The sequence below is a fragment of the Roseburia sp. AM16-25 genome, assembly GCF_003473825.1.
Classification (GTDB): domain Bacteria; phylum Bacillota; class Clostridia; order Lachnospirales; family Lachnospiraceae; genus Pararoseburia; species Pararoseburia lenta.
Map to the genome: position 1 here is coordinate 564,879 of NZ_QUCW01000002.1, position 21,045 is coordinate 585,923.

At 43.9% G+C, this 21,045-nt stretch carries 26 protein-coding genes; 12 read left to right on the forward strand and 14 right to left on the reverse strand.

Annotated features, from left to right (window positions below; genetic code table 11):
- The first annotated feature begins 4 nt into the window (after positions 1–4).
- The 10 genes from DW183_RS06660 (at position 5) to rsfS (ending at position 8,243) form a co-directional block, all read left to right on the forward strand.
- Complete coding sequence (locus tag DW183_RS06660) at positions 5–1,876, forward strand: TIGR03960 family B12-binding radical SAM protein (RefSeq protein ID WP_118281196.1); 1,872 nt, start codon at positions 5–7, stop codon at positions 1,874–1,876.
- The gene (locus DW183_RS06665; protein WP_118281197.1) at positions 1,860–2,594 is read left to right on the forward strand and encodes a TIGR03936 family radical SAM-associated protein; all 735 of its coding nucleotides are present in this window, start codon (positions 1,860–1,862) and stop codon (positions 2,592–2,594) included. The genes DW183_RS06660 and DW183_RS06665 overlap by 17 nt, the downstream gene beginning before the upstream one ends.
- Positions 2,581–3,792, forward strand: coding sequence for a ribonuclease E/G (locus DW183_RS06670; RefSeq protein ID WP_118281198.1), 1,212 nt, complete (start codon positions 2,581–2,583; stop codon positions 3,790–3,792). The genes DW183_RS06665 and DW183_RS06670 overlap by 14 nt, the downstream gene beginning before the upstream one ends.
- Before the next feature lie 143 nt (positions 3,793–3,935).
- Positions 3,936–4,244 (forward strand): 50S ribosomal protein L21, encoded by a 309-nt coding sequence (rplU, locus tag DW183_RS06675; RefSeq protein ID WP_118281199.1) that lies wholly within the window; start codon positions 3,936–3,938, stop codon positions 4,242–4,244.
- A gap of 15 nt (positions 4,245–4,259) precedes the next feature.
- Positions 4,260–4,637, forward strand: a complete 378-nt coding sequence (locus DW183_RS06680; protein ID WP_118281200.1) for a ribosomal-processing cysteine protease Prp — start codon at positions 4,260–4,262, stop codon at positions 4,635–4,637.
- A gap of 2 nt (positions 4,638–4,639) precedes the next feature.
- Positions 4,640–4,930, forward strand: coding sequence for a 50S ribosomal protein L27 (rpmA, locus tag DW183_RS06685; RefSeq protein WP_118281201.1), 291 nt, complete (start codon positions 4,640–4,642; stop codon positions 4,928–4,930).
- 126 nt (positions 4,931–5,056) lie between these two features.
- Entirely contained in the window at positions 5,057–6,337 is a 1,281-nt protein-coding gene (gene obgE, locus DW183_RS06690; protein ID WP_118281202.1) for a GTPase ObgE, read from the forward strand.
- Positions 6,338–6,351: 14 nt separating this feature from the next.
- Complete coding sequence (yhbY, locus tag DW183_RS06695) at positions 6,352–6,639, forward strand: ribosome assembly RNA-binding protein YhbY (protein WP_118281372.1); 288 nt, start codon at positions 6,352–6,354, stop codon at positions 6,637–6,639.
- A 15-nt stretch (positions 6,640–6,654) separates the two neighbouring features.
- Complete coding sequence (gene nadD / locus DW183_RS12785; RefSeq protein ID WP_330416331.1) at positions 6,655–7,869, forward strand: nicotinate-nucleotide adenylyltransferase; 1,215 nt, start codon at positions 6,655–6,657, stop codon at positions 7,867–7,869.
- 17 nt (positions 7,870–7,886) lie between these two features.
- Positions 7,887–8,243: a ribosome silencing factor gene (rsfS, locus tag DW183_RS06705; protein ID WP_118281204.1), complete on the forward strand. Its 357-nt coding sequence runs from the start codon at positions 7,887–7,889 to the stop codon at positions 8,241–8,243.
- A 40-nt stretch (positions 8,244–8,283) separates the two neighbouring features.
- Here rsfS and DW183_RS06710 read toward each other — a convergent pair whose 3' ends face one another.
- From DW183_RS06710 to yneA, 3 genes are all read right to left on the reverse strand, one after another.
- The gene (locus tag DW183_RS06710; RefSeq protein WP_118281205.1) at positions 8,284–9,351 is read right to left on the reverse strand and encodes a tyrosine-type recombinase/integrase; all 1,068 of its coding nucleotides are present in this window, start codon (positions 9,349–9,351) and stop codon (positions 8,284–8,286) included.
- A gap of 290 nt (positions 9,352–9,641) precedes the next feature.
- On the reverse strand, positions 9,642–10,364 hold the full coding sequence (locus DW183_RS06715; RefSeq protein ID WP_118281206.1) for a lysophospholipid acyltransferase family protein: 723 nt from the start codon (positions 10,362–10,364) through the stop codon (positions 9,642–9,644).
- Between the two features lie 88 nt (positions 10,365–10,452).
- Positions 10,453–10,773 (reverse strand): cell division suppressor protein YneA, encoded by a 321-nt coding sequence (yneA, locus tag DW183_RS06720; protein WP_158573032.1) that lies wholly within the window; start codon positions 10,771–10,773, stop codon positions 10,453–10,455.
- 187 nt (positions 10,774–10,960) lie between these two features.
- Here yneA and lexA point away from each other — a divergent pair, with 187 nt between their 5' ends.
- On the forward strand, positions 10,961–11,575 hold the full coding sequence (gene lexA / locus DW183_RS06725; protein WP_118281208.1) for a transcriptional repressor LexA: 615 nt from the start codon (positions 10,961–10,963) through the stop codon (positions 11,573–11,575).
- Between the two features lie 163 nt (positions 11,576–11,738).
- Here the strand turns inward: lexA and DW183_RS06730 are convergent, their stop codons facing one another.
- The 7 genes from DW183_RS06730 to DW183_RS06760 are packed head-to-tail and all read right to left on the reverse strand — an operon-like array spanning position 11,739 to position 17,785.
- A complete protein-coding gene (locus tag DW183_RS06730; RefSeq protein WP_118281209.1) occupies positions 11,739–12,647 on the reverse strand; it encodes an RluA family pseudouridine synthase in 909 nt (302 codons plus the stop codon).
- Between the two features lie 2 nt (positions 12,648–12,649).
- Positions 12,650–13,180, reverse strand: coding sequence for a signal peptidase II (lspA, locus tag DW183_RS06735; protein WP_118281210.1), 531 nt, complete (start codon positions 13,178–13,180; stop codon positions 12,650–12,652).
- A gap of 9 nt (positions 13,181–13,189) precedes the next feature.
- Positions 13,190–14,287, reverse strand: a complete 1,098-nt coding sequence (gene aroB, locus DW183_RS06740; protein WP_118281211.1) for a 3-dehydroquinate synthase — start codon at positions 14,285–14,287, stop codon at positions 13,190–13,192.
- Between the two features lie 15 nt (positions 14,288–14,302).
- The gene (locus DW183_RS06745) at positions 14,303–15,061 is read right to left on the reverse strand and encodes a YlmH family RNA-binding protein (protein ID WP_118281212.1); all 759 of its coding nucleotides are present in this window, start codon (positions 15,059–15,061) and stop codon (positions 14,303–14,305) included.
- A gap of 3 nt (positions 15,062–15,064) precedes the next feature.
- Positions 15,065–15,643, reverse strand: a complete 579-nt coding sequence (locus DW183_RS06750) for a cell division protein SepF (RefSeq protein ID WP_118281213.1) — start codon at positions 15,641–15,643, stop codon at positions 15,065–15,067.
- Positions 15,644–15,670: 27 nt separating this feature from the next.
- A complete protein-coding gene (locus tag DW183_RS06755; protein ID WP_118281214.1) occupies positions 15,671–16,366 on the reverse strand; it encodes a YggS family pyridoxal phosphate-dependent enzyme in 696 nt (231 codons plus the stop codon).
- Between the two features lie 33 nt (positions 16,367–16,399).
- Positions 16,400–17,785, reverse strand: a complete 1,386-nt coding sequence (locus DW183_RS06760) for an HlyD family efflux transporter periplasmic adaptor subunit (protein WP_118281215.1) — start codon at positions 17,783–17,785, stop codon at positions 16,400–16,402.
- A 66-nt stretch (positions 17,786–17,851) separates the two neighbouring features.
- Between DW183_RS06760 and DW183_RS06765 the strand changes: the two genes are divergently transcribed.
- The gene (locus tag DW183_RS06765; protein ID WP_118281216.1) at positions 17,852–18,049 is read left to right on the forward strand and encodes a DUF378 domain-containing protein; all 198 of its coding nucleotides are present in this window, start codon (positions 17,852–17,854) and stop codon (positions 18,047–18,049) included.
- Positions 18,050–18,107: 58 nt separating this feature from the next.
- Here the strand turns inward: DW183_RS06765 and DW183_RS06770 are convergent, their stop codons facing one another.
- Genes DW183_RS06770 through DW183_RS06785 form a run of 4 tightly spaced genes read right to left on the reverse strand, consistent with a single transcriptional unit; the run spans position 18,108 to position 21,044 of the window.
- Complete coding sequence (locus DW183_RS06770; RefSeq protein WP_118281217.1) at positions 18,108–18,530, reverse strand: twitching motility protein PilT; 423 nt, start codon at positions 18,528–18,530, stop codon at positions 18,108–18,110.
- Between the two features lie 23 nt (positions 18,531–18,553).
- A complete protein-coding gene (locus DW183_RS06775) occupies positions 18,554–19,546 on the reverse strand; it encodes a D-alanyl-D-alanine carboxypeptidase family protein (RefSeq protein WP_118281218.1) in 993 nt (330 codons plus the stop codon).
- Entirely contained in the window at positions 19,530–19,925 is a 396-nt protein-coding gene (mgsA, locus tag DW183_RS06780) for a methylglyoxal synthase (RefSeq protein WP_118281219.1), read from the reverse strand. The genes DW183_RS06775 and mgsA overlap by 17 nt, the downstream gene beginning before the upstream one ends.
- An 18-nt stretch (positions 19,926–19,943) precedes the next feature.
- Positions 19,944–21,044: an FtsW/RodA/SpoVE family cell cycle protein gene (locus tag DW183_RS06785; RefSeq protein WP_118281220.1), complete on the reverse strand. Its 1,101-nt coding sequence runs from the start codon at positions 21,042–21,044 to the stop codon at positions 19,944–19,946.
- Position 21,045 lies beyond the last annotated feature (1 nt).

The window sequence follows — 21,045 nt, forward strand, 5'->3', positions numbered from 1 at the left end:
ATATATGAATAAATTAGCACTGTCAGATGATATCTTAATGCAACTCGATAAGCCTGCAAGATACATCGGCAATGAACTGAACATGGTAAAGAAGGATCCCTCCAAGGTCGATATCCGTTTTGCCATGTGTTTCCCGGATGTCTATGAGATCGGTATGTCTCATCTTGGCATCCAGATCCTTTATGAAATGTTTAACAGAAGAGATGATGTTTACTGTGAGAGAGTATATTCTCCCTGGCCGGATCTGCATAAGATCATGAAAGAGGAGGATATCCCTCTTTTTGCGTTAGAAACACAAGATCCCATCAAGGATTTTGACTTTGTTGGCATCACCTTGCAGTACGAGATGTGCTATACCAATATCCTGCAGATCTTAGACCTTGCCCAGATCCCTTTGTGGCAGAAAGACCGTTCGGATCAGGATCCGATCATTTTATGCGGAGGACCTTGTACCTACAATCCGGAGCCGATTGCTGACTTTTGTGATCTGTGCTATATCGGTGAGGGCGAGATCTCTTATGATGCGCTCTTGAGTCTATATAAAGATATGAAGCATGTCGGAAACTACACCAGAGCGGAATTTCTTCGCAAGGCTGCTCAGATCCCGGGCATCTATGTGCCATCTTTGTATGAAGTGACTTATCAGGAAGACGGAACGATCGCAGCCATGACACCGCGTTTTGCGGATGTCCCGGAAAAGGTAAAGCGTCAGGTACTGGTTAATATGGATGAGGGCGCCTATCCGACCAAGCCTTTGGTTCCGTTTGTGCGTGCCACACAGGACCGCGTGGTCTTAGAGATCCAGCGTGGCTGCATCCGTGGTTGTCGTTTCTGTCAGGCAGGTATGGTCTATCGTCCCAACCGTGAAAAGAGTCTGGATCTTTTAAAGACCTATGCCAAGGAAATGTTAGACTCGACCGGACACGAGGAGATCTCTTTGAGTTCCTTGAGTTCCAGTGATTATACCCAGTTGCCGGAACTGATCAATTTCCTGATCGACGACTGCTGTGGAGATGGTGTCAATATCTCCCTGCCATCCCTGCGTATCGACGCCTTTTCTTTGGATGTCATGAGCAAGGTACAGGATGTCAGAAAGAGCAGTCTGACCTTTGCCCCGGAAGCCGGTTCCCAACGGCTCCGCAATGTCATCAATAAGGGACTGACCAAGGATGACATTTTAAACGGTGCCGGTATGGCATTTGAGGGCGGCTGGCAGAAGGTAAAACTTTACTTTATGCTTGGCCTTCCGACCGAGACCGAAGAAGATATGCGTGCCATCCCGGAACTCGCCAATGAAATTGCGGTTCGCTATTATGAGATCCCAAAGGACAAGCGCAACGGCAAGTGCCAGATCACGATGAGCACTTCCTTTTTTGTACCAAAGCCTTTTACCCCATTTCAATGGGCACCTATGTATGAAAAAGGCGAATATCTCCGCCGCGCCAAAATTGTCAACGATACGATGAAGGAGCAGTTGAACCACAAAAGCCTGCGTTATAACTGGCATGAAGCGGATGTGACGGTATTAGAGGGACTTTTTGCCAGAGGCGACCGCAGACTTGCCAAAGCCATTTACGAAGCCTATGAAGAAGGCTGTATGTTTGATGCCTGGTCGGATTATTTTGATGTCGATAAATGGCATGAGATCTTGGAGCGAAACGGTATCTCTCTTGATTTTTATGTCTATCGCCAGCGTCCTTTGGATGAAGTTCTGCCATGGGATTTTATTGATGTTGGTGTGCGCAAGGAATTTTTTGTACGCGAATGGAAGCGTGCGACCATCGATCAGGTGGTAACACCAAACTGTAAAATGCAATGCTCCGGTTGCGGTGCAGCATCATTTGGAGGAGGCATTTGTTTTGAAGGTAAGAATTAAATTTAGCAAGAGCGGCAGTATGGTCTATATCGGTCATCTGGACATCATGCGCTATTTCCAGAAAGCCATCCGCAGAAGCGGACTGCCGATCAAGTATTCCGAAGGTTTTAACCCGCATCAGATCATGTCTTTTGCGGCTCCGCTGGGCGTTGGTCTGAGCAGTTCGGGCGAATATATGGATATTGAATTAAAAGAGTTTGTGCCAAGCCAGGAAGCCTTGCAGCGTTTGCAGGCTGCTATGGTAGACGGCATGGAAGTGACGTCTTTCCGCTATTTGCCGGACAATACGAAAAATGCCATGTCCTCCGTGAACGCCGCCTCTTATATTTTATCCTATAAGCACCCGGAGAAGTTTCCTTATACGATTACAGAGTTGCAGGCTGCCAAAAAAGCCTTTTTTGATGATGCAGGGACCATTCCCATCATCAAAAAGACCAAAAAGGGAGAGCGCGAATTGGATCTGAAACCTTTGATCTATGACTTTACCATCTCTGAGGTCTGCAATTCCTGCGGAGACAGCGGTATTATCTTTTCGCTTTTAGTCTCCACCGGCAGTACGGATAATATCAAGCCGGAACTGGTGCTGGATCACTTTTTTAGAAGCATGGGAAAGACCGACTTAGGCAAATATGACTTCTTTATCCATAGAGAGGATATGCTGACCGGTCAGGCTCCGGACTTTGTATCTTTGGGAGAGATCGGTCATGACAAAGAATAATCGTTGCTTTATTACAGAATGGACAAGCGGGCAAAAGCAGATGGAACTTTTGCTCTATCTGGACGCGCACGATCATCCCATCGAGATCCATCCATATGATACAAGTTCACCATCCTTGATCGGCAATATTTATGTTGCAAGGGTCGATCGAGTGATGCCCCAGATACATGCCGCCTTTTTGAAGGCAGATGACCTAACCTTCTTTTATCCTATGGAAGATACCGCTATGGAAAATATCATCTTTACCGGAAAGAACGGAAAGAAGGATGCCTTAGTGGAGGGGGATGAATTGCTCGTACAGGTCATCCGTGATGCAATCAAATCCAAGGAAATCTGCGTTTCGACCAACCTTTCCTTTTCTTCCGCGCATCTCTTGCTCACGACAGGCAACCGCTTACATGGGATCTCCAAGAAGATCTCTGGGGAAAGGCGAAAACAGATCCAGAGTGGTTTTCTGGACCGGGTTGCAGACGAAAATTTGGGGATCGTTGTGCGAACCAATGCGATGGAATGTGACGAGGATCTCTTATATGCCGAATACCGGATGCTGCAGGATAGCGTGAGTGACCTGCTTTCAAGAGCGAAGCACCTTGTCGCTGGATCACTTCTTTCGGTGCCGGGACAAAGGCATCCTTTTTTTGAGCATATAGATCGTTTTCAAAGAGAAGGTCTGACAGAGATCGTAACCGATGATCCTGTCTGGTATGAACGGTTAAAAGAAACTGATACCGAGGGCATACCGGTACGCCTGTATGCAGATCCTGCCTATTCCCTCAAACAGCTTTACGGCATAGAGCAGATGCTGACCCAGGCGCTTGCCCAAAAGGTCTATCTTTCTTCCGGTGGCTACCTTGTCATTGAGCCGACGGAGGCACTGACGGTCATTGATGTCAACAGTGGCAACAATACCAAAAAGAAAAAGAAGGATGATTATTACCTCTCCAACAATATGGAAGCTGCCAAGGAGATCGCCAGACAAGTGCGTCTGCGCAATATCAGCGGCATCATTGTGGTCGATTTTATCAATTTGAAAAATAAGGAGCAAAAAGACGCACTGACTACTTATATGAAATCCCTCTTAAAAGAGGATTATGTCAAGGCGAATGTTGTGGATTTTACCCGCTTAGATCTTATGGAGATCACACGCGCCAAGAAATATCAGTCCTTGCAGCAAGCACTTTCATATTGTACGCAATAAAATACAAAATATCGACATAATTTCCGACAAACGATTGACGAAAGCAGATTCCTATGCTAATATATCAAGGTATGCCGCACAACGAGGTTTAAGTTGCATTTTGCACACCGTAGTTGGCGAGTAATGATAATAGGAGGTGCCATATGTACGCAATTATAGCAACAGGTGGTAAGCAGTACAAAGTATCTGAAGGCGATATCATTACCATTGAAAAGCTTGGAGTAGAAGCTGGTGAAAAGGTTACATTTGATCAGGTTCTGGCTATCAGCGATAACGGATTAAAGATTGGTAATCCGACCGTTGAAGGCGCAACTGTAGAAGCTTCTGTCGTTAAAGAAGGCAGAGGTAAAAAGGTAATCGTTTACAAGTACAAGAGAAAGACTGGCTATCACAATAAGAACGGTCATAGACAGGCGTTCACACAAGTACAGATCAATAAGATTAATGGATAATCGATAGGAATTGTTATGATTTCGATAACGATTTTCAAAGATCAGGAGCAGTATCGGGGCATCCGTTGCAGTGGACATGCAGGATTTGAACAAGCCGGCAAAGACATTGTCTGCGCGGCAGTATCCATGCTGGTGATCAATACCATCAATGGGATCGATCAATTCACAGAGGATGCATATGCTTTGGATAGCAAAGAGGACGATACCAAGACATCGAAAAAGAAAAGATTTTTTCTAGGAAAAGAGGAAACCGATAATCTGATTGATTTCCGATTTACGGAGGCCGTTTCCAAGGAATCGAACTTACTTATGGATGTTCTGGTCTTAGGCTTAACAGAGATTTATAAGCAATACGGTGATTCGTATCTTACACTAAAATTTGAGGAGGTGTAGACATGTTAAAGTTGAATCTTCAATTTTTCGCCCACAAAAAGGGAGTTGGTTCTACTAAGAACGGACGTGATTCAGAGTCTAAGAGATTAGGCGCAAAGAGAGCGGACGGACAGTTCGTTAAGGCTGGAAATATTCTTTACAGACAGCGTGGAACAAAGATTCATCCGGGTACTAACGTAGGTATCGGTGGTGATGATACATTATTTGCAACAGCAGATGGTATTCTTCGTTTCGAAAGAAAGGGCCGCGACAAGAAGCAGGCTAGTGTTTATCCAGTAGCAAGCGAAAACTAAGAACATTTTGGTAGACTCGACTATTGTTTAGCCGAGTCTACTTTGTTATATAATAGTATTTAGAAAGCGGATACTACTATATAACAAAGTAATGTATACCAAGTATTTTTTGAAAGGTGTAATCATATGTTTGCAGATCGTGCACGAATTATAATCAAATCAGGAAAAGGCGGCGACGGACATGTCAGTTTCCGTCGCGAGAAATTTGTACCAAATGGCGGTCCGGACGGCGGTGACGGCGGAAAGGGCGGCGACATCATATTTGAAGTTGACGAGGGCTTAAATACCTTGACAGACTATCGCCATCGCAGGAAATTTGCCGCACAGGCAGGCGAAGAGGGCGGTAAAAAGAACTGCCACGGTAAAAATGGAGCTGATCTTATATTAAAAGTACCGGAAGGCACCGTGATCAAGGATGCAGAGTCCGGCAAAGTCATTGCAGACATGTCCGGCGACAACAAACGCCAGATCATTTTGACCGGCGGACGTGGCGGCCTCGGCAACCAGCATTATGCGACTTCCACCATGCAGGCACCAAAGTATGCCCAGCCGGGTGGCGAATCCATTGAGATCGAGGTACAGCTGGAGTTGAAGGTCATTGCTGATGTCGGACTGGTCGGATTTCCAAATGTCGGCAAATCCACCTTCCTTTCCCGCGTGACAAATGCCAAGCCAAAGATCGCAAATTACCACTTTACTACCTTAAATCCAAACCTTGGTGTGGTAGATTTAGATGGCAACGGCTTTGTGATCGCGGATATCCCGGGATTGATCGAGGGTGCCTCTGAAGGCATTGGTCTGGGGCATGAATTCTTACGTCACATTGAGCGTACCAAGGTCATCATCCATATGGTAGACGGTGCTTCTGTTGAGGGTAGGGATCCTCTTGAGGACATCAAGGCGATCAATAAGGAATTAGAGGCCTATGATCCGGCAATCTTGGATAAGCCACAGGTGATCGCAGCCAACAAGATGGATGTCTGCATGGAAGGCAGTGAGAAGATCATCGAAAAACTCCGCAAGGAATTTGAACCAAAGGGCATCGAAGTCTTTTCCATTTCCGCCGTCAGCGGGCAGGGTGTAAAGGAACTTTTGTATCACGTACAGGAACTCTTAAAGACTTGTCCGGAGGAAGTGACCGTCTATGAACCTGAATTTGATCCGGCGCTGCGTTTCTTTAGCGAAGAACCGTTTACCGTTGAAGTCAACGAAGAAGGCGAATATGTGGTAGAGGGACCTCGTATCGAGAAGATGCTGGGCTATACCAATATTGATTCCGAAAAGGGCTTCCTTTTCTTCCAGCGTTTCTTGAAAGAGCAGGGCATTTTAAAGCAATTAGAGGAACTTGGCATTGAGGAAGGCGATACTGTTCGCATGTATGGTCTGATGTTCGATTATTATAAGTAAGGAGCAAAAGAATGATGAATAACAAACAAAGAGCCTATTTATCAGGTTTGGCAAGCAAAATGACACCGATTTTACAGATTGGAAAATCTTCTCTGACACCGGAGATCATTACTGCCGTAGATGAAGCCTTAGAAGCAAGAGAACTGATCAAGATATCCGTGCTCAAGAATTGTTTTGATGATCCAAGAGCCATTGCAGAGACCATGGCAGAGCGTACCCACAGCCAGGTAGTCCGTGTGATCGGTAGAAAGATCGTTCTTTACCGTGCGGCGAAAAAGCCAAAGATCGAACTTCCAAAATAAAAAAGGTTGCTTGCTGTGAAAAAGATCGGAATTTTAGGTGGGACCTTCAATCCCATTCACGAAGGACATTTGAATATTGCAAGATGTGCCAGAGATTTTCTTTCCCTGGATGAAGTCTGGTTTTTGCCGGCGGGAACACCGCCACACAAGGATGTTGCAGAACATGTGTCTGCCTGGCACCGTAAGAATATGGTAAATTCTGCGATCGCGTCTGAACGGGCATTTTTGCTCTGTGATATTGAATTAGAAAAAAAGACACCGTGTTATTCCTGGGAGACCTTGGAAGAATTACATGCGCAGTATGGTCAAAATGCAGATTTTTATTTTATCATTGGCGAAGATTCTTTTGCCATGTTCGATCAATGGGTGCATCCGGAGCGCATCTGTGCCGTCTGTAAAATTGTCGTCGCCAAACGTCCACTGGATAAGGCTGCTATCAAAAAAGCCCATCCAATGGCATTTAACGAGCGTATAGAGGCATATCGGCAGAAATTCTCGACGGAATTTATTGAGATGCCGGTAGAGGTGATGGATATTTCTTCTTCCTATATCCGCAAATGTCTGCAAGCAGGGGAAATGGAAACGATTTTATCCATGCTACCGGATGCGGTGCTTTCTTATATTGCTGAGCATCAATTATATCAGGCAGACTATCCGCTTTCTTTGATCGATACTTTACAAAAAAAGGTCAAAAGGGAGTTAAAACCGGAACGTTTTGAACATACCTTGGGAGTCATGTATACGGCAGGCAATCTGGCATCCGTCCATGGCTATCCGCAGATAAAGGCCATGGTTGCCGGTTTACTGCATGATTGTGCTAAATGTCTCAGCGACGAAAAGCGATTAGACATCTGTCATAAGCAAAAAATTACGGTTACAGATATCGAGAACCGGCATCCGCATTTATTACACGGAAAAGTCGGTGCTTACCTTGCAAAAAAGAAATATGATATTACAGATCCACAGGTCCTGCATGCAATTGCTGTGCATACGACCGGCTGTCCGGATATGAATCTTCTGGATAAGATCATTTATATTGCGGATTATATAGAGCCGCACCGTGACAAAGCGCCACATTTGGAAGAGATACGCCGTAAATCTTTTGCAGATATCGATGCCGGACTTTTTATGATCTTGGAGGATTCTGTCCAATATTTAAGTCAGAGTCCATCCGATATGGATCCAATGACTTTAGAAACATATGAATACTATAAAAACTTGCAAAAATAAAAAAAGGAGCAAAATTTATGGAAATCAAGGAAATGGTGAAATTGGTATGTCATGCTTTGGACGAAAAGAAAGCAGAAGACATCAAAGTAATTGATATTAAGGGACTTTCCGTTATGGCTGACTACTTTATCGTTGCCAGTGGCGGAAGTCAGAACCAGTTGCTTGCTATGCAAAATGAAGTAGACAAGGAAATGTATGAGCATGGGATCCACGCAAAGCAGGTTGAAGGAAATCGTTCTTCTACCTGGATCCTGATGGACTACGAAGATGTGATCGTGCATCTGTTTTCACAGGATGACCGGCTTTTCTATAATTTGGAAAAGATCTGGCAGGATGGACGTGTTCTCTCCGCAGAAGAACTGGATAATTTATAAAATGATAAGTCGTAAGGTATAAGAAAACGCAAGGATCCGATCATAGATCCTTGCGTTTATAATTTACGGCATTTGCTGCCTGACGCTTGTGTTCATCCTCCATGGCAGCATAATAATCAATGGTGGTATTGATATTTTCATGCCCTAAAACATCGGCTACCAGACGGATATCGCCTGTCTCACGGTAAAGGGCTGTGCCATAGGTACTGCGCAGTTTGTGCGGCGTGATCTTTTTGTTGGGCACCGCCATCTGTGCATAACGCTTTACCAGACGTTCGATGGAATCTACGCTCATGCGCCGTCCTTGGATAGAGTAGAAGAGGGCAGGAGCATCCGCCTCATATGGCGTGATCAGGGCGCGTTCCGAACAGATATAGTCATCTAAGACCTGATGGATTTCATCACTAAAATACAAGACATCCTGCCCACCACCTTTGCGGACAATGGTCATAGAATTGACATTAAAATCCAGATCGTTTAAATCCAGGCCGCGACATTCCGAAACACGGATGCCGGTGCCAAGCATAAGGGTCATGATAGCAAGATCTCTTTTCTGGGTCTTGGCGGCATATTTTCTTTGTCTTTCGGTCATAGGCACGCCGGCATTATTTTCAATGACATTTAAAAGTGCCTGCACCTCATAATTGTTCATGCGGACAATGTTTTTATCCTTTTTTAACTTTGGCAATTTGACCAGTATCATCGGATTATCTGAAATATTCTTGCGTTCATAATGATACTGAAATAAACCTCGCAAAGGCGACATTTTCCGTGCGATGGCTTTCTTACCGTTTTCATGCATTTCACCATCTAAATTTAACTCCAGATAACGTTGGTATTCCACAATATCTTCTGATTGTAAGTGATCCAGGACGGACAAAGGGATTTCTGTCAAAGAAAGATCCTTTAAAGTTGAATTATGCGTCTGTAAAAAGCGAAAAAACGTCAGCAGATCGTAACAATAAGATATCAAGGTGCTGGGCTGTGTGGTAAGTTCTTTACTGTAGATATAATCTGCAGCCAAACTCGGCAACTGGTCGATAAGACCGCGCAGTTTGACTTTCTGTGATCTTGTTTTTGATTTGTAATAAGCAGAATCTTTTCCCATAATAAATCCTCATCCATATATAAAAACATTAGGAACTCATAAGAAAACGCATAGCATGCATAAAAGTCTTTGGGTGCGTTTCTCTATATAAGTATATCATCTTCTGTCTTTTGGCACAACATCTTTCGGAAAAACAGATATTTATCCGCACGATACATTTTCAAACAAATACTGCTATGTCACCTAATCATAGATACCATAGCAGTTTCTTACACATCCGAAGAAAACTTGATTGCCCTTCATCGGATCATAATTGTTGTATTACCTTATACCGATCAGATCGATGCCTGTCAGCCGGCATCCACAGCAAAGTCTGCCATGCGGGCAATGATGCGCTGGCGAACCAGTTTGGCAATTTCCGGTGTCTTCATATCTTTATACTCGTCATAATAGATGGCTGGTAAAAAAACAACCTTGGTCGTAACTGTTCCAAATTCCAAACTGTTGAAAGGTTTGTAGGAATCGATCAATGCAACCGGTACGATCGGTGTTTTGGAACGAACCGCACATTTAAAACTTCCCGGCTTAAATTGCTGTACCTTGTTGCGATTCCTATCATAACCACCTTCTGAAAACAGGATGTATTTCTTGCCCTGCTTGACTTCCTCTGTGATCTCATTGATAACGGTAAGATTTTGTCTGACATTATCCAGTTCCAGACGCTTGGCACCCAACATATCGACCAGTTCCTTGACCAAAAAAGAATTGGACTTTGCCTTGTCCATAACAAAGGAACAGGGCTGCTTGTGAGCATATATAATCCCTAATGCATCATACTTGCCCTGGTGGTTGGGATACATCACATAACCGCCCTCTAAAGGTAAATTCTCGGTGCCATAGACTTCCGTCTTGATCTTGCCGGAAGATTTCATGTAATTGATCAGTTTCTGTGCAAATGCATAACGTACCTGCTCGGAATAACGCTCCGGATGATGGAACATCTTTCGCATCTTGGGAATCAGATATGGTCCACGCTTTACATTTGCAAGTACTACTAAAATAAATCGTAACATAAATTCAATTTCTCCCTCTATCCTGTAGGTAAATATAATTTAACTACAATCTATATTATACTGGTAATAGTGGGAAAAGACAAGCAAACTACTGTACTTGTGCGGAATAATAAGGTATCGTCAGATACTCTCCTGCATGAATGTCATCCCCGGAGATATGGTTGATCTGCTTCACCTCATCAATATAATCGGTATAAGATGCGTAAGAGTCTACGTCAGAGTACTCCTTGGCGATAGACCAAAGGGAATCCCCATCCTCTACCTGGACGCTGGTATAATACTTGTACATATTGTGGTCTTGCTTGGCATTGGATGTCATAGCAAAGGCACAGATAACGGTAACCATAATAGCGATTGCCATCAACAAATAAAATAAAATACACTGCTTTTGCTGGATTCTCTTTGTCATATCTCTCATCCTCTTTCTCAAAATGTATCAGAACGAACCTTTGTTCTGGTATTAGAATACAACGCGAACAGATGTTTGTCAAGAAGTTTTTCGAACAAATTTTCGGAATGTATGTTTGCTTTTTATACTTTCCTATGCTATAATCTGAATAAATCATTTATCTATTTGTTTACGAAGGGAGTTTTCTATGGAATACGGACGCATTACACCAAAGCAGCGTGAAATCTTAGAATACATCAAGCAGGAGATCTTAAATAGAGGCTATCCGCCTACCGTCAGAGAGTTATGCGATGCAGTACATTTAAAGTCTACATCTTCTATCCACTCTCATCTGGAATCCTTGGAGAAAAACGGCTATATCCGCAGAGACCCGTCCAAGCCGCGTGCGATCGAGATCGTGGATGACAGTTTTAATCTGACCCGGCGTGAGATGGTCAACGTTCCGATCATCGGTTCTATTGCCGCAGGTCAGCCGCTATTAGCCATTCAGAATATCGAGAATTATTTCCCGATCCCTGCAGAATACATGCCAAATCAGGATACCTTTATGCTCCGTGTCAAGGGCGAAAGCATGATCAATGCCGGTATCTGTGATGGTGATGTGATCATTGTCAAGCAGCAGAATACGGCTTCCAACGGTGATATGGTCGCTGCCCTGGTGGATGATTCTGCTACGGTAAAGACTTTCTATAAAGAAGACGGACACATACGCCTGCAGCCGGAAAACGACAACATGGATCCGATCATCGTCCCGGATTGCCAGATCCTCGGCGTTGTATTTGGTGTCTTCCGCTTCTTCTGATTTTTGCATGGCATATTTATTTACAGGGCTTTGCCCGTTTTCCTGTACCAGGAATTATATAAAAGCATAAAACGGACATTGCCTTGTCATGTAGGATTTCCATACAGACCAAGCGGTGTCCGTTTTCTTTTAAAACATCTGTATTCTTTTTTAGATTAGCCTTCTATTCCGGCAATATCTCCAGTAAATATTTGAAATAATCCGGTAATGGCGCCTCGACCTCCAGATATTCCCCGCTGGTCGGATGCACAAAGCCAATGACCGCGGCATGCAGTGTCTGTCCCTGTAATTTGTAAGGACACTTCTTTGGACCATATAGGACGTCTCCCAATAAAGGATGTCCAATGGACGCCATATGCACACGGATCTGATGTGTCCGACCGGTTTCTAACTTAAATTCCATATAGGAATAATCTTTAAAACGCTTGAGCAGGCGGTAATGTGTAATGGCATCTTTACCATTCTTCTCATTGATCGCCATTTTCTTTCGATCATTAGGATTGCGCCCGATCGGTGCGTGTACCAGTCCCTCATCCTCTGCCGGATGACCGATCACGATTCCCCGATAAATACGGTTGATCGAATGTACCTTGATCTGTTCCGCAATCTTGATATGCGCCTGATCATTCTTACATACGATCAGAGATCCGGTCGTATCCTGATCGATTCGGTGGACAATGCCCGGACGGATCTCTCCATTGATGCCGGACAGCGACTCCTTACAGTGATACATAATGGCATTAACCAGTGTACCATCGGGATGCCCCGGCGCCGGATGCACGACCATGCCCTTTGGCTTATTGACGATCAGAAGGTCTTTATCTTCATATAAGATATCCAAAGGGATATCCTGTGGCTGGATGGATACTTCTACCGGTTCCGGTACAAATAAAGCGATCGTATCTCCCTTGTTGATGCGATAATTTGCCTTGCAGGCTTTCCCTTGGACGAGGACATTGCCGTCTTTGATCCATTTTTGTATGGCACTTCTGGAAACATCCGGCTGACACTTACATAAAAATTGATCGATGCGCATGCCCTGGTCCTGCTCTGTCACATGATACTCTGCCATAACTACTTGCGCTCCTTTTTCCTGCCAAGTGCTGCCGCAGAGATCTCATCAAACTCCTTGTCCGAATAGACAAAGAGGATCAAAAAGAAGAGGCAGATCACCCCACAGGTCACATAGATATCCGCTACATTAAAGACCGGAAAATTGATCAGTGAAAAATAAATAAAGTCAATCACATAGTGATAAGAGATCCGATCGATAAAATTGCCAATGGCTCCGGCTAATAAAAAGACCAGGATCAGACGCAGAGAGCCATATTCTTTTTTATCCGGCAATTTGATAAAAAGACAGATCATCAGAGCACATAAGATCGGCGTAATGATGCAAAAGAAGATTGTCTTATTCTCCATAATGGAAAAGGCTGCTCCCGTATTTTCCAGATAATGTAACTGCAATATGCCGGGGATCAATATGATATTCCCCTGATCCATCAGATGACTGACTGCCAACTGCTTGGTCCACTGATCAAGAAATACCAAAATTGCAAAGCCGATGAGTGCCAAAATATATTTTTTTGCAAGTGATCTTTTCATCCTGTTACCTCATTCATCTGTAAGTAGAACCTGAATGCCCTCTAATAATTCCTGATCACTAAAGGTCATGTCGATAGCTGCCTGCCCGATTTTTTCCAATACAATAAATTTGATCTTATCGCCCACCATCTTTTTATCGGACTTGGTGTTGGCAAGGATCTCCCCTGCATCATAGTCGGATACACTGACCGGCAGATCAAAGCCTTGAATCATCGCCAAAATATCCTCATACTGGTCTTTTGTGATATGTCCCCGTTTGAAAGACAGATATGCTCCACTGTGCATACCGATTGCCACGCATTGCCCATGATACAAAGAAAAATCAGACATCTTTTCAATGGCATGTCCTATGGTATGGCCAAAATTCAAATAGGCACGTATGCCCTGTTCCTTTGGATCAGTCTCAACCACATTCTTCTTGATCAGACAAGAACCGTAGACCATTTCTTCCAGAACATCCTCATCATGCGCCTGAATGGCAGCCTGATGATCTTTGAGCCACTGATAATAAGATGCATCCCGGATCAGTCCATGTTTGATGATCTCTCCCATCCCGGAAGCAAATTGTAAGTTTGGCAGAGACAAAAGACTATGGATGTTGATATAGACCATACGCGGCATATAAAAGGCACCGACCATATTTTTATATTGTAAAAAGTCTACACCGGTCTTACCTCCGATACTGCTGTCAACCTGCGAAAGCAGGGTCGTTGGCATCTGGATAAAATCAATACCACGTAAATAGGTAGCGGCTGCAAATCCGGTCAGGTCACCGACAACACCACCGCCCAAAGCCAGAAGCAAATCCTTGCGATCAAAGCGGCTTTTTATTAAATATTCATATAATTTCTCTACTGTAGCCATGTTTTTAGAGGATTCGCCAGCATCAAATACAAAGTATTCGACGACTGGAAATGCATTTTTGCAGATCTCTGTCACTTCATTTAAGTATAGTTTTGCCACGTTAGTGTCTGTGACAATGCATATTTTCCGATCTCTGGAAATGCCTTCCTGCTCTAACGCATCCAAAAATCCGTCAAAAGAATGGTTTAAAATGATCTTATAGCAGGGTTTCTCCTGATAATTTACCTGAACCTGTCGTGCCATATCTGTCTCTCCTTTTTATACATACCAGGCATACCTTATATGCAGTCTGCCCTTTTTTGTTGTATTTAAAAATGCCTCGAAACGTAACTTGCCATGACCACGCAGGGAAACGACATCCCCCTCTGCTAAACCCTGATTATGATTCGTCACAAGTGCGCCGTTAATAAAGACATTCTCTCTCAGGATAAATTGTGCTGCCTGCGCCCGGGACAATTTGCATGCCTGTGCCACAAAAGCATCCAGACGATTGGAGGCAATAAAGCCCTCTTCTGTACGGTACTGCATCTCAATATGCAGATCCACAGGCTTTACGCGCTGGGTCATGACCTGGGTATGTTTGATCTTGTATAGTTCCTTTGCGATAAAATCAGCCATCTTCTCTACACAGAAAATATAAGCCGACTTATCCTTTATAAGGATATCTCCGATCAAAGACCGGTCGATACCCAAGTGCATCAAAGCCCCTAATATATCCCTATGGGACAGATCCTCGGAAAAACGATGGTTGAGTGGCTCTACCTGCACGCAGGAAATCGGATATTCCCAATTATAATAAAGAGCATCAGGCTGGAATGCTACCATCTGACGCTCTGCTTCCTGATAACCTCCATATAATGAGAACCCGGTATAAAAAAGGTTCTCATTCTGATGTAAAAGGTTAATTTCATACATATTGAGGAAATTACTAAATAATACGATCCCTTTTCGGTCTGCCTGATTGGCGAGATCTAAAAAGCGATGTAGGATCTCATCCGGATTGTCACTTTTACTCATGATCTAAAATCCTGTCTGAATGCCGGAAAAGTCAAAGGCATCCACGATTCCCTGCAGATCACCCGAAATATCAACGGCTGCCGGGGTAATGATAAAGATATAATTGCTTACCTTTTGCAGGTTGCCATCGATCGCATAGCAGCATCCTGAGGTAAAGTCAATGATACGCTGGGCAAGTCCAAGATCCAGACCTTCCATATTTAAGATCACGGTACGATCTGCCAATAATGTTTCGGATATCTCTCTTGCATCTTCAAATGAAGACGGCTTTATAACACATACTTCCATATTTGTACTATTACCCTTTCTACTAGAGCGCATTGGTGTGATCTTTGACGAAGCCTTGGCTGCCGGTTTCTCCTTGACACTTGGTGTCGGCTTTGCCTTGACTACACGAGGCTGCTCATCTTCTTCCTCATCCTCGTCATCGTCTTTCTTGCCGAACAGATGGAAGATAGAATGATCATCGTCATCATCGTAATCATCATAATCGTCGTCATCATACATCTCATCATCGTCGTAGTAATCGTCTTCATCTTCGCCTAATTTCATCACATCAAGCATACGATCAAAAAAAGCCATGATTTATCTCTCCTTAACTAATATCCTTTAGGTGTTTTGATAATTTCTTTTGCCAAAGATTCCTGTCCCGACGCGCACCATGGTCGCTCCCTCTTCGATCGCAACTTCAAAGTCACCCGTCATTCCCATAGACAGAATATCCATAGATACATTATCAATGTTTTGTTTTGCTATGTCAACAGATAACTCCTTTATTTTGCGAAAATAAGGGCGATTTTCCTCGGCCTCTACAACATATGGTGCTATTGTCATGAGACCCTTGATCTCGATCGCATCCAGTGTTGCGATCTGTCTGACTAATTCCATGGCATCTTCTCTGGTAACACCAAACTTGCTTTCTTCTTCTGCGATGTTGACCTCTACCAGGATCGGTACGACAATACCCTTTTTCTTTGCCTGAATATTGATCTCTTCCGCCAAGCGGAAACTGTCAACCGAATGGATCAGGGCAACATTGCCAACAATATATTTGACCTTGTTACGCTGCAAATGACCGATCATATGCCACTTGATGTCCTGTGGCATAACTTCCATCTTTGCACACAATTCCTGTACTTTATTTTCGCCAAAATCACGTTTGCCGGCATCATAGATCTCCTGTAAGTCTTCTACCGGTTTGGTCTTGCTTACAGCGATCAGTGTAACCTCACTCACATCGCGTCCGGCTCTTTTACATGCTGCCTCAACGCGTCCTTCAACTTCTCTTAGATTTTCTTTTAACATGCCTTTCCTCCTCAAAATAAATGTATGGATTGATCAACGAATGATCTGATTTTCCTTTACCAGATCTCCCTGCAACACAATGTGGTCGTACAGGGAAAGTCCATAGGTCGTGCCGGTACTGATAATGGCATAATCCTCGTTCTGATATAAGATATTGATCTGCTTAAATACCGCATAGCCCTTATTGATATTATACACGCCCTGTAAAGATGCTGTCTCAGAACCGATGGTGTAGGTTTCCTGCGAATCCGGTTTTAAAATAACGGTATCCTTTTTGACATCCTCGGAATCAATATAGTAATAATCGTCCGTCTCATAATAGATCGTTGGTGCTACGAACTGCGAATCGCCCTTCTTATCCCGCACCATCAGACCGGAAGAATCGGAATCATTTCCCATAAAGAAATAAGCCTTCGGAACAGTGAAAAATTCTTTTTCCACGATAGCACTGTTTGGAATCTTGAGCCCCGACTCCTCATTTAACAAAAGTTCGATCGGGATAAAACGGGAATCCCCATAACGGGCAACGCTATCATCCAGACTCAGCACCAGATAGTAATCGCCTGCCTTTTCCGTGATGCTGCATGCCGCCCAGGTCGTCGCATTGTCCGCGGCAAAACGGATCTCGATATATTCCATCTTCTCGTCCTGGATGATCTTGACCAGGTCTTCGTCGATCGGCATGATCATATTCCAGTCGTCGGAGGTGATGAGTTTATATGCCGGTTTCCCTGCTTCTACACTCTCCTGCGTTTTTAGATTGGTCACGGAAAGATTGCCCGTATCAAAAGATTCTGATGTGACCTGATCCAATGTCAGCCCCTCATAGCCATCCGTCTGGTAGACGACCACACCGGAGGTCGGTGCCGTATAAATGGAAAATTTTCCTTCCTGCGTCGCCTGTTCGATCTGCGGTGCAATCTCTGACATGAGACTATTGCTATAATACTGTTGCAGATTGGAAGAAAGATCTGACTTAAAGGAATAGACCTTCTGGAACTGATTGCTGTCATAATCATAGACAAAATCACCGATCTGCTTTTGTAGGCGGCTCATATCATTATCCGTCAGTGCTGTCGTATCCGTGGCATGGCTCTTTAACTGCTTGGTGATCTCTCCCGAAGTGTCAATAGAGTAAATATTGGATTTGACTCCTACCTGATCCAGATTGGATGCATAATAAAAAATATCTCCGGAACTATCCGCGTTGACAACCTGCTCCTGACGGATTGCCAGCGCCTGATAGATGTAATTCTGTGCGATCGTCCCCTCCTGTACCTCGTAGACCGTGATATTATCCGAAGTCATATAACTGAAGATATGGAAAAGTACATAAATAAAGATAATACCAAAAATGATCAGTCCGATATTGATCTGTATCTGCTTATGAAATTTTATAATATTATCATTTCTTTTCAAAAAACTGCTCCTTGGCATGTATAATCGCGCCTTACCTGTCCCATACTATCTAAAAAGGAGGTTATCATGAAAGGTTTAGATTATACATTACTCACTCTTGTAATCATCGGTGCAATCAACTGGGGGCTGATCGGCTTCTTCCAATTTGACCTCGTGGCCTTTATCTTTGGCAATATGTCATGGCTATCACGTATCATATATGCCCTTGTCGGTCTGAGCGGACTATACATGATCAGTGCCTATGGCAGAATCCGATCCAATTAAACTTTTATCATGTAAAAAGGTGTTCTCATATAACGAACACCTTTTTTGATACCTTTATCTAAAGTGATAAACAAATCTTTGCATTTAATTCTTCCGGCAATTTTTCCTCTTTTTGTGAAATGCTGAGGACAAAATTCACATGGAATGTCTTGCTGATCACGGATAACTTGTCGATCGCCAGACGAAGTCCTTCTGAGGTGTCAATGTATGCCAGTGTGAGAAAACTATCAATAAAGATCTTCTCAATGCTATTGTTCTGCGAGATCACACCACATAAAAATCCGATCAGTTCATCCGTATCATTGATCGGATAATCCGGCATATTGATCATGCGCACACGAGAATCCAACTGGTACATATATTTGGGACTCTTATCAATGTAAACAAGTGTCCCCTGCACTGTTTTGATCTCCTGATTGACGCGTTCCAACATGTGCTTTGTCTTTCCCGTTCCTTTTTCTCCAACAATAATCTCTACCATAGCGTCCACTCCTTATCTGTGCTTTACGATGGTGCTTCTCCGAATGTATATAACAATTCATTCATGAGATAATATAAATTCAGCGTACAATCTGAATTATATACAATGGAAATGATCGGCTGGTTCTGGTCGTTATAAGAGTAAAGAACCAGACAATAGCCGGCTTCGTAGGTCGTACCGGTCTTGCCGCCAACTACGGTAAACCCTGCCGGTGCGCTCTCCTTGCCATTTAGATAACGATTGGTCGAAACCCAGGTCTGTGACTTTGCCTGCCCGTCTGCCCCGGTATAAGAGACATCATAGGACGGCGTACTGATGATCTGTAAAAAAGTCTCATTCTGTACGGCTGCCTGAAAAATCAGATACATATCATAAACGGTCGTATAATGATCGTCCTCATGTAAGCCGTGCGGTGTCACAAAATGGGAATGTGTTGCCCCAAGTGCGGCTGCCTTTTCGTTCATTAACTTTGCAAAGCCTTCTTCACTGCCACCGATCGTCTCTGCTATGGCGATAGCGGCATCATTACCGCTGCGGAGCATCAGACCATATAATAGGTCTTTTAGTGTCATGGCATCCCCTTCCGCCAGATTGGCTACGGAAGAATCCGCTGTCTGGTCGGCTGCATGGGCACTGACCGTCACCTGCGTATCTAAGTCTGCCTGCTCGATCGCAACCAGACAGGTCAGTATCTTGGTCGTGCTTGCCGGATACATTTTGCCAAATAAATTCTGTCCGTAGGTACACTGACCGGTCGCCAGATTAAAGACGCCTCCGGCTCCGGCAACCTGGGAATCCACCTGATCGATCCCGAAATTGTCCTGATCGGTCACACACAGATTGCTACCGTAAAAAGATACATCCGATATATTATTGACCTTTGTGATCCCGTATTGATAGGAAGTCGTCTCCAGATCATATGATGTCTGATCAGTGCTCTCACTCCCGCAGGAGACAAGCCCCAATCCAAGACAGGCGACTAACAATAGGGAAAGCAGTTTATCGATACATTTCACGCCACTCAAGATCTCCTCTATCTAAGGATTTGATTAGAAGTTCCGCTGTCGCAAGATTCGTTGCCAATGGGATATTGTTGGCATCACAACAGCGTGCGATCGTGTTGACATCCGGCTCATGGGATTTGGCAGTGAGCGGATCGCGCAAAAAGATCACAAGGTCGATCTCGTTGTGCTCGATCTGTGCAGCCAACTGCTGGGTTCCTCCCAGATGTCCTGCCAGATATTTATGTACGGAAAGATTGGTCACCTCTTCGATCAATCTTCCGGTCGTGCCTGTGGCATACAGGTCATTTTTGGATAAAATCCCACGATAGGCAATACAAAAGTTCTGCATTAATTTTTTCTTTGAATCATGTGCTACTAAACCGATGTTCATAATGCAAATCCCCCTAATTTAATATTTTTTCGCTTGTAATCCAACATTTAATACAAATCCCATACCAAAATACATGGTCACCAGGGATGTCAGACCATAACTGACAAAAGGCAGTGGTAATCCGGTATTTGGAAAAAGTCCCGTAACAACGCAGATATTTACAAAAGACTGGAAACCGACCAGGGCTGCCATACCAGAGCAGATCAACTTACCGGAAAGATCTTTTGCCACCTTTGCCGTCTGGATACATTCATAAACAATAAAAAGAAGTAATAAAATGATCAAGACCGAGCCCAGAAATCCCATTTCCTCACCGGCAACCGAAAAGATAAAGTCGGTGTGGGGCTCTGATATATAATTACCGTTCTTGACGGAATCTACACTGTTATTGTAAAGTCCCTTGCCAAAAAACTGACCGGATCCGATCGCCATGATGGAATTCTGCTGCTGGTAAGCCGTCTCGGGATATTCCTCCGGTTTGAGCCAAGCCAAGATACGCAGGCTCTGGTAGCCCTGTAAAATGGAACTTCCCTTGTTTACAATGACAAGAAGTAAAATGGCAATGGCAGGGATCGTGATCCCCAGTACAATGCCGACCAACTTGTAACTAAGTCCGGTCACAAACATAAGGGATGCAATGATCAAAAAGGTAACGATAGTCGTCGACAGATCCGGCTCTTTTACGATCAGTGCCAGTGGAATGGCTGCTAAGATCGCTGTCTGGATGATAAACTTAGGATTATTGATCTCATCCTCATTACGCATCAGATAAGAGGCAAAGAAAAGGATCAGCAGAACCTTTCCAAGTTCCGAAGGCTGGAAACGGATACCAACATCGATCCAACGGGTCGCGCCCTTGGAACTATCTCCTACCAAAAGAACCAGAGCCAAAAGTCCGATCACGGCAACATAGTAAAGCCGCGAGAACTGTAGGACAAAATCATAATCAATCAGTGCCACGATCCCCATGACGATAATACCAAGGATCATACCTAAGATCTGCTTGTTCTGGTAGTCCGCATCAGCAGAGCCGATGATCAAGATCCCCAGGATTGTGAGTGCCAGAATCCCGATGATCAATTTTATATTCAGATTTTTTAATTTGTAAGTTCGAAACATA

What these genes read in the sequence shown, in the direction of transcription:
- DW183_RS06660 (WP_118281196.1), top strand. Translation starts at nt 5, where the DNA reads ATGAATAAATTAGCACTGTCAGATGATATCTTAATGCAACTCGATAAG.
- DW183_RS06670 (WP_118281198.1), top strand. Translation starts at nt 2,581, where the DNA reads ATGACAAAGAATAATCGTTGCTTTATTACAGAATGGACAAGCGGGCAA.
- rplU (WP_118281199.1), top strand. Translation starts at nt 3,936, where the DNA reads ATGTACGCAATTATAGCAACAGGTGGTAAGCAGTACAAAGTATCTGAA.
- DW183_RS06680 (WP_118281200.1), top strand. Translation starts at nt 4,260, where the DNA reads ATGATTTCGATAACGATTTTCAAAGATCAGGAGCAGTATCGGGGCATC.
- rpmA (WP_118281201.1), top strand. Translation starts at nt 4,640, where the DNA reads ATGTTAAAGTTGAATCTTCAATTTTTCGCCCACAAAAAGGGAGTTGGT.
- obgE (WP_118281202.1), top strand. Translation starts at nt 5,057, where the DNA reads ATGTTTGCAGATCGTGCACGAATTATAATCAAATCAGGAAAAGGCGGC.
- yhbY (WP_118281372.1), top strand. Translation starts at nt 6,352, where the DNA reads ATGAATAACAAACAAAGAGCCTATTTATCAGGTTTGGCAAGCAAAATG.
- rsfS (WP_118281204.1), top strand. Translation starts at nt 7,887, where the DNA reads ATGGAAATCAAGGAAATGGTGAAATTGGTATGTCATGCTTTGGACGAA.
- DW183_RS06710 (WP_118281205.1), bottom strand. Translation starts at nt 9,351, where the DNA reads ATGGGAAAAGATTCTGCTTATTACAAATCAAAAACAAGATCACAGAAA.
- DW183_RS06715 (WP_118281206.1), bottom strand. Translation starts at nt 10,364, where the DNA reads ATGTTACGATTTATTTTAGTAGTACTTGCAAATGTAAAGCGTGGACCA.
- yneA (WP_158573032.1), bottom strand. Translation starts at nt 10,773, where the DNA reads ATGACAAAGAGAATCCAGCAAAAGCAGTGTATTTTATTTTATTTGTTG.
- lexA (WP_118281208.1), top strand. Translation starts at nt 10,961, where the DNA reads ATGGAATACGGACGCATTACACCAAAGCAGCGTGAAATCTTAGAATAC.
- DW183_RS06730 (WP_118281209.1), bottom strand. Translation starts at nt 12,647, where the DNA reads ATGGCAGAGTATCATGTGACAGAGCAGGACCAGGGCATGCGCATCGAT.
- lspA (WP_118281210.1), bottom strand. Translation starts at nt 13,180, where the DNA reads ATGAAAAGATCACTTGCAAAAAAATATATTTTGGCACTCATCGGCTTT.
- aroB (WP_118281211.1), bottom strand. Translation starts at nt 14,287, where the DNA reads ATGGCACGACAGGTTCAGGTAAATTATCAGGAGAAACCCTGCTATAAG.
- DW183_RS06745 (WP_118281212.1), bottom strand. Translation starts at nt 15,061, where the DNA reads ATGAGTAAAAGTGACAATCCGGATGAGATCCTACATCGCTTTTTAGAT.
- DW183_RS06750 (WP_118281213.1), bottom strand. Translation starts at nt 15,643, where the DNA reads ATGGCTTTTTTTGATCGTATGCTTGATGTGATGAAATTAGGCGAAGAT.
- DW183_RS06755 (WP_118281214.1), bottom strand. Translation starts at nt 16,366, where the DNA reads ATGTTAAAAGAAAATCTAAGAGAAGTTGAAGGACGCGTTGAGGCAGCA.
- DW183_RS06765 (WP_118281216.1), top strand. Translation starts at nt 17,852, where the DNA reads ATGAAAGGTTTAGATTATACATTACTCACTCTTGTAATCATCGGTGCA.
- DW183_RS06770 (WP_118281217.1), bottom strand. Translation starts at nt 18,530, where the DNA reads ATGGTAGAGATTATTGTTGGAGAAAAAGGAACGGGAAAGACAAAGCAC.
- mgsA (WP_118281219.1), bottom strand. Translation starts at nt 19,925, where the DNA reads ATGAACATCGGTTTAGTAGCACATGATTCAAAGAAAAAATTAATGCAG.
- DW183_RS06785 (WP_118281220.1), bottom strand. Translation starts at nt 21,044, where the DNA reads ATGTTTCGAACTTACAAATTAAAAAATCTGAATATAAAATTGATCATC.